General features: G+C 69.3%; 13 protein-coding genes and 1 pseudogene. 7 read left to right on the top strand and 7 right to left on the bottom strand.

Annotated features, from left to right (window positions below; all coding sequences use genetic code 11):
* Positions 1-32 precede the first annotated feature (32 nt).
* Positions 33-836: a peptidoglycan recognition protein family protein gene (locus ACQPYS_RS16145; RefSeq protein WP_433490024.1), complete on the top strand. Its 804-nt coding sequence runs from the start codon at positions 33-35 to the stop codon at positions 834-836.
* Positions 837-875: 39 nt separating this feature from the next.
* Positions 876-1,211 (top strand): hypothetical protein, encoded by a 336-nt coding sequence (locus ACQPYS_RS16140; RefSeq protein WP_063034742.1) that lies wholly within the window; start codon positions 876-878, stop codon positions 1,209-1,211.
* Between the two features lie 71 nt (positions 1,212-1,282).
* Here the strand turns inward: ACQPYS_RS16140 and ACQPYS_RS16135 are convergent.
* From ACQPYS_RS16135 to ACQPYS_RS16125, 3 genes and pseudogenes are all read right to left on the bottom strand, one after another.
* Positions 1,283-2,110, bottom strand: a pseudogene (locus ACQPYS_RS16135) (KUP/HAK/KT family potassium transporter); the annotation flags it as partial.
* 254 nt (positions 2,111-2,364) lie between these two features.
* Complete coding sequence (locus ACQPYS_RS16130; RefSeq protein ID WP_433490023.1) at positions 2,365-3,618, bottom strand: MFS transporter; 1,254 nt, start codon at positions 3,616-3,618, stop codon at positions 2,365-2,367.
* Positions 3,619-3,979: 361 nt separating this feature from the next.
* Complete coding sequence (locus tag ACQPYS_RS16125) at positions 3,980-4,294, bottom strand: hypothetical protein (protein ID WP_433490022.1); 315 nt, start codon at positions 4,292-4,294, stop codon at positions 3,980-3,982.
* A gap of 471 nt (positions 4,295-4,765) precedes the next feature.
* Between ACQPYS_RS16125 and ACQPYS_RS16120 the strand changes: the two genes are divergently transcribed.
* The 4 genes from ACQPYS_RS16120 (at position 4,766) to mug (ending at position 7,613) form a co-directional block, all read left to right on the top strand.
* Positions 4,766-5,878 (top strand): serine hydrolase domain-containing protein, encoded by a 1,113-nt coding sequence (locus ACQPYS_RS16120; protein WP_433490021.1) that lies wholly within the window; start codon positions 4,766-4,768, stop codon positions 5,876-5,878.
* Positions 5,879-6,028: 150 nt separating this feature from the next.
* Entirely contained in the window at positions 6,029-6,352 is a 324-nt protein-coding gene (locus ACQPYS_RS16115) for a hypothetical protein (RefSeq protein WP_433490020.1), read from the top strand.
* On the top strand, positions 6,352-6,933 hold the full coding sequence (locus tag ACQPYS_RS16110) for a carboxymuconolactone decarboxylase family protein (RefSeq protein WP_431937939.1): 582 nt from the start codon (positions 6,352-6,354) through the stop codon (positions 6,931-6,933). The genes ACQPYS_RS16115 and ACQPYS_RS16110 overlap by 1 nt, the downstream gene beginning before the upstream one ends.
* A 104-nt stretch (positions 6,934-7,037) precedes the next feature.
* A complete protein-coding gene (mug, locus tag ACQPYS_RS16105; protein ID WP_433490019.1) occupies positions 7,038-7,613 on the top strand; it encodes a G/U mismatch-specific DNA glycosylase in 576 nt (191 codons plus the stop codon).
* 18 nt (positions 7,614-7,631) lie between these two features.
* On the opposite strand, the gene ACQPYS_RS16100 is transcribed toward mug, so the two are convergent.
* The 3 genes from ACQPYS_RS16100 to ACQPYS_RS16090 all read right to left on the bottom strand — a co-directional run bounded on the left by ACQPYS_RS16100 (position 7,632) and on the right by ACQPYS_RS16090 (position 10,111).
* Entirely contained in the window at positions 7,632-7,904 is a 273-nt protein-coding gene (locus ACQPYS_RS16100) for a ubiquitin-like small modifier protein 1 (RefSeq protein WP_245664420.1), read from the bottom strand.
* Between the two features lie 4 nt (positions 7,905-7,908).
* The gene (locus tag ACQPYS_RS16095) at positions 7,909-9,006 is read right to left on the bottom strand and encodes a WD40/YVTN/BNR-like repeat-containing protein (RefSeq protein ID WP_433490018.1); all 1,098 of its coding nucleotides are present in this window, start codon (positions 9,004-9,006) and stop codon (positions 7,909-7,911) included.
* Between the two features lie 106 nt (positions 9,007-9,112).
* Positions 9,113-10,111, bottom strand: a complete 999-nt coding sequence (locus ACQPYS_RS16090) for a LysR family transcriptional regulator (RefSeq protein ID WP_063034736.1) — start codon at positions 10,109-10,111, stop codon at positions 9,113-9,115.
* A 219-nt stretch (positions 10,112-10,330) separates the two neighbouring features.
* On the opposite strand from ACQPYS_RS16090, the gene ACQPYS_RS16085 reads away from it, so the two are divergent.
* Positions 10,331-11,578 (top strand): Glu/Leu/Phe/Val dehydrogenase dimerization domain-containing protein, encoded by a 1,248-nt coding sequence (locus ACQPYS_RS16085; RefSeq protein ID WP_084480332.1) that lies wholly within the window; start codon positions 10,331-10,333, stop codon positions 11,576-11,578.
* 414 nt (positions 11,579-11,992) lie between these two features.
* On the opposite strand, the gene ACQPYS_RS16080 is transcribed toward ACQPYS_RS16085, so the two are convergent.
* Positions 11,993-12,913, bottom strand: coding sequence for a universal stress protein (locus ACQPYS_RS16080; RefSeq protein WP_431937941.1), 921 nt, complete (start codon positions 12,911-12,913; stop codon positions 11,993-11,995).
* Between the last annotated feature and the right edge of the window lie 10 nt (positions 12,914-12,923).

Below are 12,923 nucleotides of genomic sequence, written 5' to 3'. Positions count from 1 at the left end.
GACGGCGATCGGCGCGAGGACAGGAGAGTCCCATGGCCTGGAGCGGAGACCCGGTATGGCTGGCCGATGTGCTGCGCGGCGCCGGTCTGCGGGTGATCGAACACGACGGCTGGCGCGACCGCGGCCACGGCGACTTTCTCGATATCCGTGGTGTGCTGTGCCATCACACAGGCGGAGGTGGCCCGAACGACTGGCGCATCGTTCAGGACGGTCGCCCCGATCTGCCGGGCCCGCTCGCCCAGCTGGTGCTCGAGAAGGACGGCACCTACCGGGTGATCGCGGTCGGGGTGAGCTGGCATGCCGGGCGCGGGAGCTGGCCGGGCTGGCCTACCGACAACGCGAACTTTCACACCATCGGTATCGAAGCCGTCTCGCGTGGCACACCGCCCTGGGATTGGACGCCGGCCCAGCTCGACGCCTACAAGCGCGGTTGCGCGGCGCTGCTCCGGCGTATCGGCCGCGGCTCGGGCGATTGCGTGGCGCACCGCGAGTACTCCAGTGAGGGAAAGATCGACCCGGCGGGTATGGATATGAACGCCTTCCGCCGGGACGTCCAGGCACTTCTCGACGGAAAGGGCGAGCAGATGGCGTTTCTGGAAGAAAAGATCACCAACTATCACGGTGAGCAGGTCACCGTCGGGACCCTGCTGCACTATCTGGACAAACATGTGGGGCTCACGCTGGATCAGCTCTCCGGCGCCGGGACCGCCCGCGGGGCGAACTTTCCGGGCTGGGATTTCCTGGGTGACCGGACCACCGCCGAGGCGCTGGGCGTCATCGGCGCGGCCCTGAAGATCCCCGGTTTCCGCGATCCCGCCGCCGACGAACGCGCCTGAGGAAGGACGCGACCACCCTGCCGCAGTTGGGAGGACAGCATGATCAGCGAAGTGGCATCTGTCCTCGGTGGCCTGCTCACCGGCGTCGGCGGGGTGTGCGCGGCCGGAATCCTGGGCAGGCGTAAGCGGCGGGCCGATGCCGTGCAGGTACTGACCCAGGCCGCCGCCCAGATGGTCGAGCCGCTGTCGCGGCAACTCGCCGCGATGACCGCCGAACTCGAGGCACACCGGCGGGTCGTCGCCGACGCGGAACGTCGCTGCCGTCTCGCTGCCCCCCAGCACGCCAGCTGGGACATCGTGGTCCGCTCCTCGCTGCTCGACCTGGGCGTCGACGTGCCACCACCGCCACCGCTCACCAGCGAGATACCCGAATGACGGCGGCAACACGAACGCCACACCATCATCGCCGAGACGACACGCAGGGGCACCGGGCACGCGGACTCCGCTCATACTTCGACCTGCGAGCCCATGATCACTGTCCGGTCGCGGGGCAGCCCGAAATAGTCGGCGGCGTCCGAGGTGAGGTGGGAGGCGGCGATGAACAGGCGTTTGCGCCAGGGCGCCGTGGTGGGCGCCGGACCCGGCTCGAGTTCGATCTTCGACAGGAAATAGGACGCCTCCGCCACCGAGATCGTGCCCTCGGTCTGCGTGGGATCGAGCCGGCGGAGCAGCTGCGGCACCTTCGGGGTTTCCATGTGACCGTGGTAAACGGTGACATGGACGATGCCGTCGTCGGTGTAGCCCAGCGGATCTATACGGAGACGGTCGGCATCGGGCACGCGCGGGGCGGGCACGGTGTCCAGGGAGAGGATCACGACGTGCTCGTGCAGTACCCGGTTGTGTTCGACGGTGGCGCGCAGAGCCAGCGGTGTGGTGCTGCTGCCGCGGTTGAGATACACAGCCGTACCGGGGATCCGGATCAGGGGCGGTCGGCGGCTGCGCAATCGTTCGACGAATTGCGGTAGCGGCCCCTCGGCCTGCCGCCGCGCGGCGGTCACGATGACACGGCCCCGTGCCCAGGTGATCATCACGGTGAACGCGATGAGCCCGATCGACAGTGGCAGCCACGCCCCATGGACCAATTCGGTCAGGTTCGCCGCGACGAACAGCGCGTCGACGGTGAGCAGCGGGACCGCGCCGAGCAGCACCAGCCACAGCGGGGTGTGCCATTTGGTGCGGGCCACGTAGAAGAAGAGCAGGGTCGTGATGGTGATGGTCGCGGTGACCGCCATCCCGAAGGCGTAGGCCAGTGCCGCGGAACTCCGGAAGGCGAAGGGACCAGTCCGAGCCAGCCCCGGGTGATCGCTTTCCGACCGGTACGTGTTTCGCTGACCATGGGTGCGCTCCTCGTCGGCCGGGTCCGCACTATCGTGACCTGCCCGACCCCGGCTCCGCGGGAGCGACCGCCGGTGCGCCCGTCGGCCGGCGCGGACCGGTGGGCTCGGCCGGCCGGTGCGGCGGGGGCCACCGGTGAGCGGCTCGCCCGGGCGCAGGTCCCGGTCGGCGGGGTCACCGGCCGGGACCGTGGTCAGTGCGCGACGAGTGTTCGGTCCGCTGCGGGTGCCGTGGTGATCCGGCCCAACGCCACGACCAGGATCAGGGCGGCGACTACCGGAACGCAGGCGAGGAGCACGATCGTGCCGGTCGACGCGCCGAGGGCGATGAGAGCGCCCCCGATGATCGGCCCGAGGACCGAACCGAGCCGCCCCATGGACGACGCCCAGCCGACACCCGTGGCCGCGGTGCGGTCGGGGTACAGCGAGACCGCGAGCGCGGCCTGGCCGATCATGCCGGCCTGCAGGCCGAGGCCGACCCCGCCGAACACGATGAGCAGCAGTGCCTTGTCCGCGCCGAGGAAACCGGAGACGATCAGGAAGACGCCGGCCGCAACGGTGGTGCCCGCCAGCACCGAGGTCATCGGCAGGCGCAGCGCACCCAGCATGAGCACCCCGGCGCCGATGATGCTGCCGATCCCCAGTGCCGCCGACCCCAGCGGGGCCAGGCCCTTGTCGAACCCGTAGCTGGTGAGCAGGGTCGGCAGCCACGAGGAGAAGATGTAGTAGACCGAGAAGGTGAGGAAGGAGAACCCCCACAGCAGGGCGGTGCGGGTGCGGACCTCGGGGTCGAAGAGCCGGCCCACCGAGGCGCTGCGCTTGGCGGCGGCCGGTTCGATCGTGCCCATGACCTCCTCCTCGTCCGGTAGTCCCAGCCACAGCAGGGGGAACAGTACCGCGGAGGCGAGCGCACCGACGACGAGTACCGACTGCCAGCCGTAGCTGCTCACGAGTGTGCTGCCGAGCAGGCCCGCGATCAGCGCGCCGAGGGAGATCCCCATGGTGACGAACACCGCGATGGACTGGCGGAAGCGGGCGGGATTGAGGGCGGTGGCGTGGGCGACGGCCGCGGGGAGTACGGCGCCGAGCCCGAGTCCGGTGATCAGCCGCAGGGCGGTCAGCTCCCAGATGGATGTCGCGGCGGCGGTGACCAGCGATCCCGCGGTGAACACCAGCACTGCGGCGAGAATGACCCGCCTGCTTCCGAAACGGGCGACCAGTTGGCCGACCGCGATATATCCCAGCGCGACGCCCAGGCTGGTGATCGAGAGCGCCGGCGTGAAACGCGACGCGGAGACACCCCATTCCTCGGACAGCGCGGGTATCGACAGGCCCAGGGCGATGGTGTCGTAGCCGTCGAGTACGACGGCGACGAAGGTCAGCGCGAGCACGACCCTATTGGGGCGGGTGACGGTGCTCGGGGTTACGGCTGTGGGGGGTCCGCTCATAGTGGTGGCGTCCTCGGCAGTGGTCGATAGGTGGGCCCGGAGTGCGGTTGTGGGGAAGGAGACTCTGCCTCGACCGTTACGGTCGGGCCGGGTTCGGATTGGGGACGAGGGCCATGGCGTGCTTTCGGTTCAGAGGATGTGAAGATGTGGGCGGGGCGCTCATCTTCGGAAGAGATAACTCGACGCCAAGGCCTGTGTAATCGCTTAGCGCTAAGACGTCAATGGGCGAAAGTGTCTTCGGTACGCTGCTTCATCGGCGGGATCCAGCGGAGACGCAGGTCACGGGCTCGGTATGCCGGTCACTGAGATCGGAGAGAAATTTCGGACGCAGGCCCGGTTTAGGAATCCGCGGGCGCGACGGTCAGATCCGCATACCCGACGGCGTTATGCCCCCGATCGGCAACTGGTCGGCCCGCACATCGATCGAGGAGTTATTGGCCGGCACCGCGCCCGCTGTCGTCATGCAAGCCGTCCCGTCGCACCCGGACGGCGCCGCGGAAGCGCTCGCCGGGGCCCGGTGGTCGTCGCCCTGCGAGAGTTCCCGCGGACGGTAGCGCCCTTCGGTGTCCTGGCCGGTCCCGAGAAGGCGGTCGAGTTCCGGTGCGGCGACGCCGGCGACATCACCGTATCCGGGGGCCGGTCGGGCCCGCTCGGCGTGGGCGTTCGCGATGGTCAAGGACACGCTCGCGCTCGCGATCGACCCGGTGGCCGGGATCGGCTGAACTACGCGGAATCCGGAGGCCGCCGATCCGGTCGATCCATGGGCTGCTCGGACTGCGGTGAATCCGCCCCGGCCGCGACGTATCGGCCCGGCTAGGGCAATCGCTGCGCCGTTGCGCACGTCCGGGCGCGACGGCGCGCGCCCGCCGCCTCCGGTCGACGATTATTGCGTCGGTGGCGAGTACGGGCGACCGGCTCTCCGGTCCATCCTGGTGGATCGGTGCCCGCGATCGGTTCCTGCGGGCCGCGCTATCGGGTTCGACGGCCCGCGTCGGTGGGAGTGGCCGCCTCGGGACAGGCCCGGCGGGGAACATTCTTCCGATACTCGGCCGGGCCGGTCGGCGGATAGTAGTGGCCGACCGGGTATCGCACGTGACGGCCCTCCCGGATCGACCCGCAGAAATATTCCTACGAGAGGACATCCGTCGTGACGAACCCCTTCGAACCCGCGCAGTTGCAGGCCGCCCTGGACGATATCCACCGCGCGGGGATGCCCGGCGTATTCGCCGAGGTGCGCGACGGTGAGCGAATGTGGCACGGCGCCGCCGGGGTCGCCGATATCGAGACCGGTCGTCCGGTCACGCCCGAGATGCGGCACCGGGTCGGCAGTATCACCAAAACCTTTACCGCTGCGGCGGTATTACAGCAGGTGGAGAGCGGGCAGCTCGACCTGGACAAATCGATAGGCCATTACCTGCCGACGCTGGTCCCTGGCGCCCGCGGGAAGGCCGTGACGGTCCGGATGTTGATCAACCACACCAGCGGCCTGGCCGAATACCTCCCGTACGCCTACCCCTCCCTCGCCGCCTTCCCGGCCGTGGCCGATACCCGCCCGGACAGTCTGGACGACAACCGGCACACCCGTTTCGACGCCCTCGAACTCATCGAGTTGGGGGTCTCCGCCCCCGCGGTCGGAGCACCCGGCGGCACCCCGGGTATCTACTCCAACACCAACTACCTGCTCCTGTGCCGACTCCTGGAACTGGTGACCGGTACGACCGCGGAGAAGTACATCACCGGCAACGTCATCGACAAGGCCGGTCTGCGCGACACCGAACTCCCGGAGGGCACCCATGTCGACGGGCCGCATTCGCGGATCTACGAGGCGTGGTTCGGGATGCTCGAACCCCCCCGCGATTACAGTGATTTCGATATGTCATGGGTGGGGCCGGCGGCTTCGCTGATCTCGACCGTCGCCGACCTGAACCAGTTCTTCGCCCTGCTGCTCGCCGGTGCGATCGTGGACCGGTCGTCGCTGGCACAGATGCAGCAGACCGTCCCGGTCATCTCCTTCGAGGGCAAGACAATCGAGTACGGTCTGGGCCTGCACCGGATGGAGGTACCCGGGCACGGTACATTCTGGGGCCACGACGGCTCGGTCTGGGGCGCCGGAGCGGTCTCGATGACCCGCGCCGACGGTGCCCGGCAGTTCTCGGCCGCGATCAACATGCAGCGCTGGCACCGGCTCGACGAGCGGGGCAGGCCGCAGCCGCATCCCATCGACAGTGCGCTTGCGGCGTTCTACCGGCTCGTCATGTGAGGCATGGGAACCTCGGCGGCGACCCTCGCTCCACGCGCGATGCCACCGGGACCGCGCCGCTTTCTTCCGCCGCGGCGTGGACCGCTGTCGGACGGTGTTCCGACGTGGTTGTATGAAAGCGAGCCGAACCGGAAGGAGCCGGAGAGCGCCGTGACCGACGAGGACGAGAAGCGGGTAGCGCATCGCGCGCTGGTGGACAGCGTCCGCAACGGCCCCGGAAGCGCATCTCTCGAACAGCGGGCGAACGCCTTCGCCGGCGCCGGCCTCCCGCCGCCGTTGGACACACTGATCGGCAAGGTCCTCACCCGAGCCGACCAGATCACCGATGCGGATTTCGACGCGGCGAAGGCGGCGGGTTTCAGCGAAGACCAGCTTTTCGAACTGGTGGTATGCGCCGCGGTGGGCCGGTTGACCCGGCTCTACGAGGCCGGGCTGGCCGCCTTGGCCGCTGCCGACGCCGATACGGCCGGGTAATGCGTCTCGGTATCCTCGACCACGGGTACTGTTCGCGGACCAAGCTGCTGTTTGCATTCATCCGGATGTTTTCCGGGCATTCACCACCCGATGCCGCGAAACTGACCTTCTACCGGCCTGCCTTCTACGGTGCCGCGGCCAAGAGGTTCACCCAGGCGGCGATGCGCGGGCCCGCGACGTGGTCGGTCGCCGACCGGGAACTGATGGCGGCTTTCGTCTCACAGGTGAACGGGTCGGCGTTCTGTATCGGCGCCCATACCGCGACCGCCGCCCGGGCGTACCGCGACCCGGCGAAGGTGCGCGCGGTGCTCACCGACCTCGAAACAGCGCCGATCGGAGACGAACTCCGGGCCACGCTGCGCATGCTCGGCACGTTGACCAGTGAAGGGTCGATAGGGGCCGAGGGTATGCGTGCGGTGCTGGCCGCCGGTGTCTCGCGCGATCAGGTCGCGGATGCATTGGCGGTCTGCGCCGCCTTCGATACCACCGATCGGCTCGCCGACGCCTTCGGTTTCGAGCTCCTCGACCCCGCGGGTTTCGAGGCGGGAGCGGCGTACCTGCTGAAACGTGGCTACCGGTAGCTGGTGCTTCGTGGCGCCGCGATCGTCGGCGTTCGTGTCCGGTGGCGAATCCACGGCCCGACCGCCGGGCTCGGCGCGACCGCGCCCGCTGGCAGACTGGGCGAATGCCTCGTTCCGCGGTAAACCGTCCGACACCGGCCGATCTGGCGGCCGCGGCCGCGAAGACCATTCCCGATGTAGTGGCACCGGATCTGCGAGTGTTGTTCTGCGGAATCAATCCCGGACTGTGGTCCGGTGCGACCGGCCATCATTTCGCTCGGCCGGGAAACCGCTTCTGGCCCGCACTGTTCCGCTCGGGTTTCACACCGCGCCTGTTCCGTCCCGACGAACAGGACGAACTGCCCGCGCTGGGGCTGGGCATCACCAATGTCGTCTCCCGGACGAGCGCGAAGGCCGACGAGCTGACCAAGCAGGAACTGCGCGACGGTGGCGCCGCGCTCGTCGAGCGGGTGCGGCGGAATCGGCCGCGAATCCTCGCAGTGCTGGGCCTGGGGGCCTACCGCACCGCGTTCGGCCGGCCGCGAACCACCGTCGGGCGTCAGAACGAAATGATCGGCGCCACCGAGGTCTGGGTGCTGCCCAACCCGAGCGGCCTCAACGCCCACTACACCCTGGACGCGCTGGCCGCCGAATTCCGAACGCTGCGGGTGGAATCGGAGCGCGCGGTCGCGGCCGAGTAGCGTTCCCGGCCGCGGCGCTCAACCACCGGCGACCGACGGAATGATCATGACCTCGGTGCCGGCGCCGAGCGGTGTGTCCAGGCCCCGCAGTGTCCGGCATTCGTCGCCGTCGACATAGAAGTTCACGTAGCGGCGTAGTTCGCCGCTCTCGTCACGGAGCCGGCGCTCCAGCGCGGGCGACCGCTCACGCAGCGTGTCCAGCACGGTGCGCAGCGTCGCGCCGTCGACGGTGAGCTCCTTGTCGCCGCCGACGTAGGTCCGCAGTGCGGACGGCAGCCGCACCTGTGCCACCGCGTTATCCGACCACTCGGGCGCGTACGCACAGGACATCGGGCAGTTTGTCGGCCACCAGCTGGAAGTGCTCGCCCTCGTCGGGACTGCAGTAGACCTCGCCGTTGCGGGTGCCGAAATAGATTCCGGCCGGATCGGCGTCGTCGGCGCACATGGCATCACGCATGACCGCGGCCCAGAACGGCTCCCGCGGGAGCCCGGTGGTCTGCGCCGACCAGGTCTCGCCGCCGTCGGCGCTGCGGTACACGGCGCATTCGGCGTTCGGGGGGAAACGGAACCGCTCCATATCGGCGACCAGGGGGAAGGTGTAGATCACCCCCGGTCGCCGCGGGTGCGCGACGATCGGGAAGCCGAAGTTCGAGGCCGGTAGGCCGCCGTCGATCGGCTGCCAGCTCGTGCCGTCATCGGTGGTGCGGAAGACCCCGCCGTGGTTCTGCAGATACATCGTGCTCGGTGTGCCGGCGTCCATGGCGACCTTGTGCACGCACTGCCCCCACTCCGGCAGCTCTCCGGGCATGAAATCGGCCGTGACCCCCTTGTTGGTGGGCTTCCAGGACCTACCGCCGTCGGCTGTCTGGTAGACGCCGCCGGTCGACATGGCGACCGTGACGCGCTCCGCGTCCACCGGATGCGGAATGATCGTGTGTAATGCCAGCCCGCCGCCACCCGGCATCCACTCGGAGCGGTGCGGATGTTCCCACAGGCCGCGGATCAGTTCGAACGTCCGACCGGCGTCGGACGAGCGGAACAGCGCCGACGGTTCGGCGCCGGCGTACACCACCTCCGGTTCGGCAGCGGTCGCGGGCGCGATCTGCCATACGCCCCGCAATGCCGCCCCGGTATCCGGCGGGAACGCCAACGGCGCGTCGTCCGGCTCGCTCCACGTCCGGCCGAGATCGTCGCTGGTCACCATGGTCGGCCCGAAATGGCTGTCCAGTACTCCGGCGAGCACTCGCGGCGTCGTTCGCCGGGTATCGATCGCCAGCGCTTTCACATCCGCCACTGGGAAACGGGGCGGGCTCACCTCCCAACTCGATCGGCCGTCGGTACTGCGCGCCAGGAACAAACCCTTGCGCGTCCCGATTCCGAGCAGAACTTCCATGGCCGACCTCCAGGTGTCACCGCCACGCCGACGCGTGCGAGCGTACCCCGCCGCTGTGACAGGACTCACCGGAATGCGGCAGGCGAGTCGCGCGGATCCCGGCCGTTCAGTTCTGTTCCGGGCGCCGGTCGGCCGTTCGCAACGTAGCCGCCGGGGGCGGGAAGGGGTCCGCATTCGCCGAGGTGGGCAAGACGGAATCGGCGGCCAAGCCCTTCTCCGCGGCGGTCGTGCGGACCGCGTCGACGACGAGTAGCAGTGCGGCACGCCGGGCGGTGTTGGTGCGATAGGCCAGCGATACGGTCCGGGTGAGCACATCGCCCAGGGCGACGATGTCCACCCCCGGCGGGCGCAGAGCCAGGCCCAGATCCGACACGAGCGTCACACCCAGCCCGGCCGCCACCATCGCCATGGCCGTCGCCTGCTCTTCGACCTCGTGATCGATCCGTGGTTGGAGCCCAACGGATTGGAACGCCAGCCGGGCCGCATGCCCGAAATGCGACCGGGCGGGCGCGAGGATCCACGGATGGTCGACGAGCTCGGCCAGGGTCACACTGGCCGACGGCACGGCCCCGGGCGGAACGGCGGCGTAGATTCGCTCGACCGCGATAACGGCGCGTTCCAGACCGCTGTCCCAGGTCATCGGGTAATTGGAGTATTCGAGCACGAACGACAGGTCCAATGCCCCGTCGCGCACGGCGGCGGCGGTGGCCTCCGGAACGAGTTCGCGCGTCCGGACCGAGATACCGGGGTGGGTGCGCGCGAGTTCGGTCAGCGCGTCGGGCAGCAGGCCGGAGGCCACCGACGCCCACACCCCGGCGGTGAGTTTCGCCGTCACCGTCTCGCCCGCGTCCTCGAGCGCCTGGGTCGCCCGTTCGACCGACGCGAGGATCTCCTCGGCGTGCTCGGCCAGCAGCACCCCGAGATCGGTGAGTTGTAGCCGGCGCCCTCGCCGCTCGAACAGCCGGGTGCCGACATCGCGCTCCAACTGTGCGAGCTGCTGGGATACCGCCGACGCGGTGTAGTGCAGTGCGGTCGCGGCCGCCGTCACCGTGCCGCGTCGATGCAATTCACGCAACATTCGCAGACGGGCCAGCGACAGGTCCATGGTTTCGAGCCTAAACGTTGTGCAGCAACGCTGAACACCGCCGTGAACGAACCGTAAATAGACGAACGCGCAGCGGCGAATGCAGGCTGGTGACACCGGAATCGAGCCATCGGCCGGGGACGACGTGGTCCGGACAGGGGATTACGCACCCGGCGCTTCTCCGTGGGTGATGGTGTATCCGGCACGAACACGAAGAGGAGGTGGTTCGTCGTGACGACGATGCAGGACCCGGCGGGGGGCGCCGCGCAGATTACCGCGCAGACAGTTCCGGCCGTCTCGGCGGCAGTGGCCCTCACCCCCGCGGTCCGTCGTTCCGAGCCGTATATGCGCTTGCACTGGACGGATTCGCAGACGGGCGCGGTCGGTTACCTCGTGGTGCACACCCTGCGTGGTGGCCTGGCCACCGGCGGCACCCGGATGCGGGCCGGTTGTACGGTGAGCGAGGTCGAGGATCTGGCCCGCGGTATGGCCAACAAGACCGCGACATTCGATCTGCCCATCGGCGGGGCCAAGGGCGGGATCGATTTCGACCCCAAGGATCCGCGTGCCGTCGAAGTATTGGAACGGTTCTGCGAGGCCATGCGCCCGTGGATCGATGCGCACTGGGTGACCGCCGAGGATCTGGGCGTCCCGCAGCATCTGATCGACGAGGTCTTCGAAAGGCTCGGCCTGGGCCAGAGTTACCATGCCGCGATCCGTCGGGCTCCCGATCCCGCCGCGACCCTGGAACGGGTCCGCCGCGGCCTGAACGCGGCGGTCGAAGGCGGGTTCATGCTGGGCGATGTGATCGGTGGCTACGGTGTAGCGCACGCCTGCCTCGCCGCCGCGGTCTGGTGGGGTCAGGTGCCCGCCGAGACCACGGTCGCGATCCAGGGGGTGGGCACCATGGGCGGGGCGGCGGCCTACTACCTGTACGAGGCCGGGATGAAGGTCACCACCGTGGCCGATGCCGCCGGAACGCTGCACTGCGCCGACGGGTTGGACATCCCCGCGCTGCTGGCCCTGCGCAACGCGTACGGCGAGATCGACCGCTCCCGGTTGCCGGCGGGCGTCGAACAACAGCCGCGGACCACGATCCTGGCCGCCGATGTCGACATCCTGGTGCCGGCGGCGATCTCCTACGCGATCACACCGGACAATTCCTTCGATGTCCGGGCCCGGATCGTCATCGAGGCCGCGAACGCGGCCACCACGCCGGAGGCGGAGACGATGCTCGCCGCCCGCGGTGTCCCGGTGCTGCCGGACTTCGTCGCGAATGCCGGAGCCGTGGCCTGGGCGTGGTGGCTGCTGCTCGGTCAGGTCGACGATACGCCGGAGAATTCGTTCGACCGGCTCCGCACGATCATGCACAGCAAGGTCGCCCTGCTGCTGGCGGCGTGGGCGGAGCAGAACGTGACCCCGCGCGAGACCGGTCACCGCTGGGCCGACGACCCGCCGCCACTGACCGAACCGGTTGTCGTCCCCTGAACCCGGAGCACGAATTCGCCGGCCGCCGTATCGTCGGCGGCCGGCGGCTACCGGGCGCCTGATCTCCACCGCGCGCCGGGCCGACCAAGGGAAGTCGTCCCACAGCACCGGTGCGTCGCGATCCGCACGGTACTTCTCCACGAGGGGTTGCAGCACATTCCAGCACGTCCGCAGGGATCACCCCAGCAGCCGGCCACGACATCGAGCGGTATGAACCCGCTCCGGCGCATGATGCCCACGCAGTCGTAGCTGTGGCACGCGCTTTCGGCGCCGGCCCGCGGTGCTCCGGTGCCGGGTCGTAGATCGTCCAACTACCCTCCGGCACAGTTGCTCTCGATCCCAGGTGATGTCGTCCGCTGCCCGGCACGGTATCGGGAGCGCACACGGTGGCGGCGCGGGGAACGGACCCGGTGCTCAGGTGTCGGTGTCGCGGTAGACGACGATCGGACGGTCGGCGCGGTGCAGCAGATTCTGGCTGGTGGAACCCATCAGGGCGCGGCGGAATCGCCCCCAGCCCTTACTGCCCACGATCGCCATTTGCGCCTCGTCGAGCGCGTGCAGCAGTTCGCGCGCTGCCGATCCGCGTCGGGACCGCTCCTCCACTTCCACGTCGGGGAAGTCCTTCCGGTACGGCGCGATGATGGTCGACAGTGTCTCCGCCTCGGAACGCGCGATCTGGTCCCAGTCGATCACCATCGCCGTCGGGCCCAGAAGCTGCATCGCCGTGGGAACGGAGTCACCGACCGCAGTGCTGTCGGACCACACCCGTACCGCGGTGACCGGGACCGAGAACAGCCGCGCCCATTCGAAGGCCAGCCGGGTCGCCCCGGCCGACGGTGGGCTCCCGTCGGCGCCCACCACGATCGGGCGCTCGTCGGGGCCGATATGCGCGCTGTCGCCGCGCCATACGGCGACCGGGCAGCGCGCGCTGCCGACCACGCGCAGCGCCGTCGATCCCAGCAGCCAGCGCTCCACCATGCCGGCCCCGGTGGCGCCGAGCACGATCAACGCGGCGTCATCGGCGGCCCTGAGCAGGCCCGCGGCAGGGGGCTCGGTATCCGCGATCGAGGCCAGCTCGACACCGGGTGCCCACTCCCGCAGCGCGGATTCGGCCGTGGCCAGGAGTTCGGCGCGGTAGATCCGGTGGCGCTCGGCCAGTTCGGCGGGGTCGAGCGCGACCTCCGGCATCGGGCCGGGGTCGGGGGACGAGTGCACCAGCCGCAGGGGCACGGTGAGCTTCTCGGCGAATCTCGTGGCCCATTTGGCGGCCGCCAGCGCGGTGTCGGATCCGTCGATACCCACCACGATGTAGCTCGCCGCGGACTTCGCGTGCATCGCATTCCGC

Origin of the sequence: Nocardia grenadensis (assembly GCF_050942415.1) — a bacterium.
GTDB classification, from domain to species: domain Bacteria; phylum Actinomycetota; class Actinomycetes; order Mycobacteriales; family Mycobacteriaceae; genus Nocardia; species Nocardia grenadensis.
The sequence above is the reverse complement of the archived record's forward strand: the minus strand, read 5'-3'. Positions and strand labels throughout refer to the sequence as shown.

Excerpts from the sequence above, each read along its gene's own strand:
- ACQPYS_RS16095 (WP_433490018.1), bottom strand. The coding sequence starts at position 9,006 with ATGGAAGTTCTGCTCGGAATCGGGACGCGCAAGGGTTTGTTCCTGGCG.
- ACQPYS_RS16090 (WP_063034736.1), bottom strand. The coding sequence starts at position 10,111 with ATGGACCTGTCGCTGGCCCGTCTGCGAATGTTGCGTGAATTGCATCGA.
- ACQPYS_RS16130 (WP_433490023.1), bottom strand. The coding sequence starts at position 3,618 with ATGAGCGGACCCCCCACAGCCGTAACCCCGAGCACCGTCACCCGCCCC.
- ACQPYS_RS16140 (WP_063034742.1), top strand. The coding sequence starts at position 876 with ATGATCAGCGAAGTGGCATCTGTCCTCGGTGGCCTGCTCACCGGCGTC.
- ACQPYS_RS16110 (WP_431937939.1), top strand. The coding sequence starts at position 6,352 with ATGCGTCTCGGTATCCTCGACCACGGGTACTGTTCGCGGACCAAGCTG.
- mug (WP_433490019.1), top strand. The coding sequence starts at position 7,038 with ATGCCTCGTTCCGCGGTAAACCGTCCGACACCGGCCGATCTGGCGGCC.
- ACQPYS_RS16145 (WP_433490024.1), top strand. The coding sequence starts at position 33 with ATGGCCTGGAGCGGAGACCCGGTATGGCTGGCCGATGTGCTGCGCGGC.
- ACQPYS_RS16080 (WP_431937941.1), bottom strand. The coding sequence starts at position 12,913 with ATGCACGCGAAGTCCGCGGCGAGCTACATCGTGGTGGGTATCGACGGA.
- ACQPYS_RS16085 (WP_084480332.1), top strand. The coding sequence starts at position 10,331 with ATGCAGGACCCGGCGGGGGGCGCCGCGCAGATTACCGCGCAGACAGTT.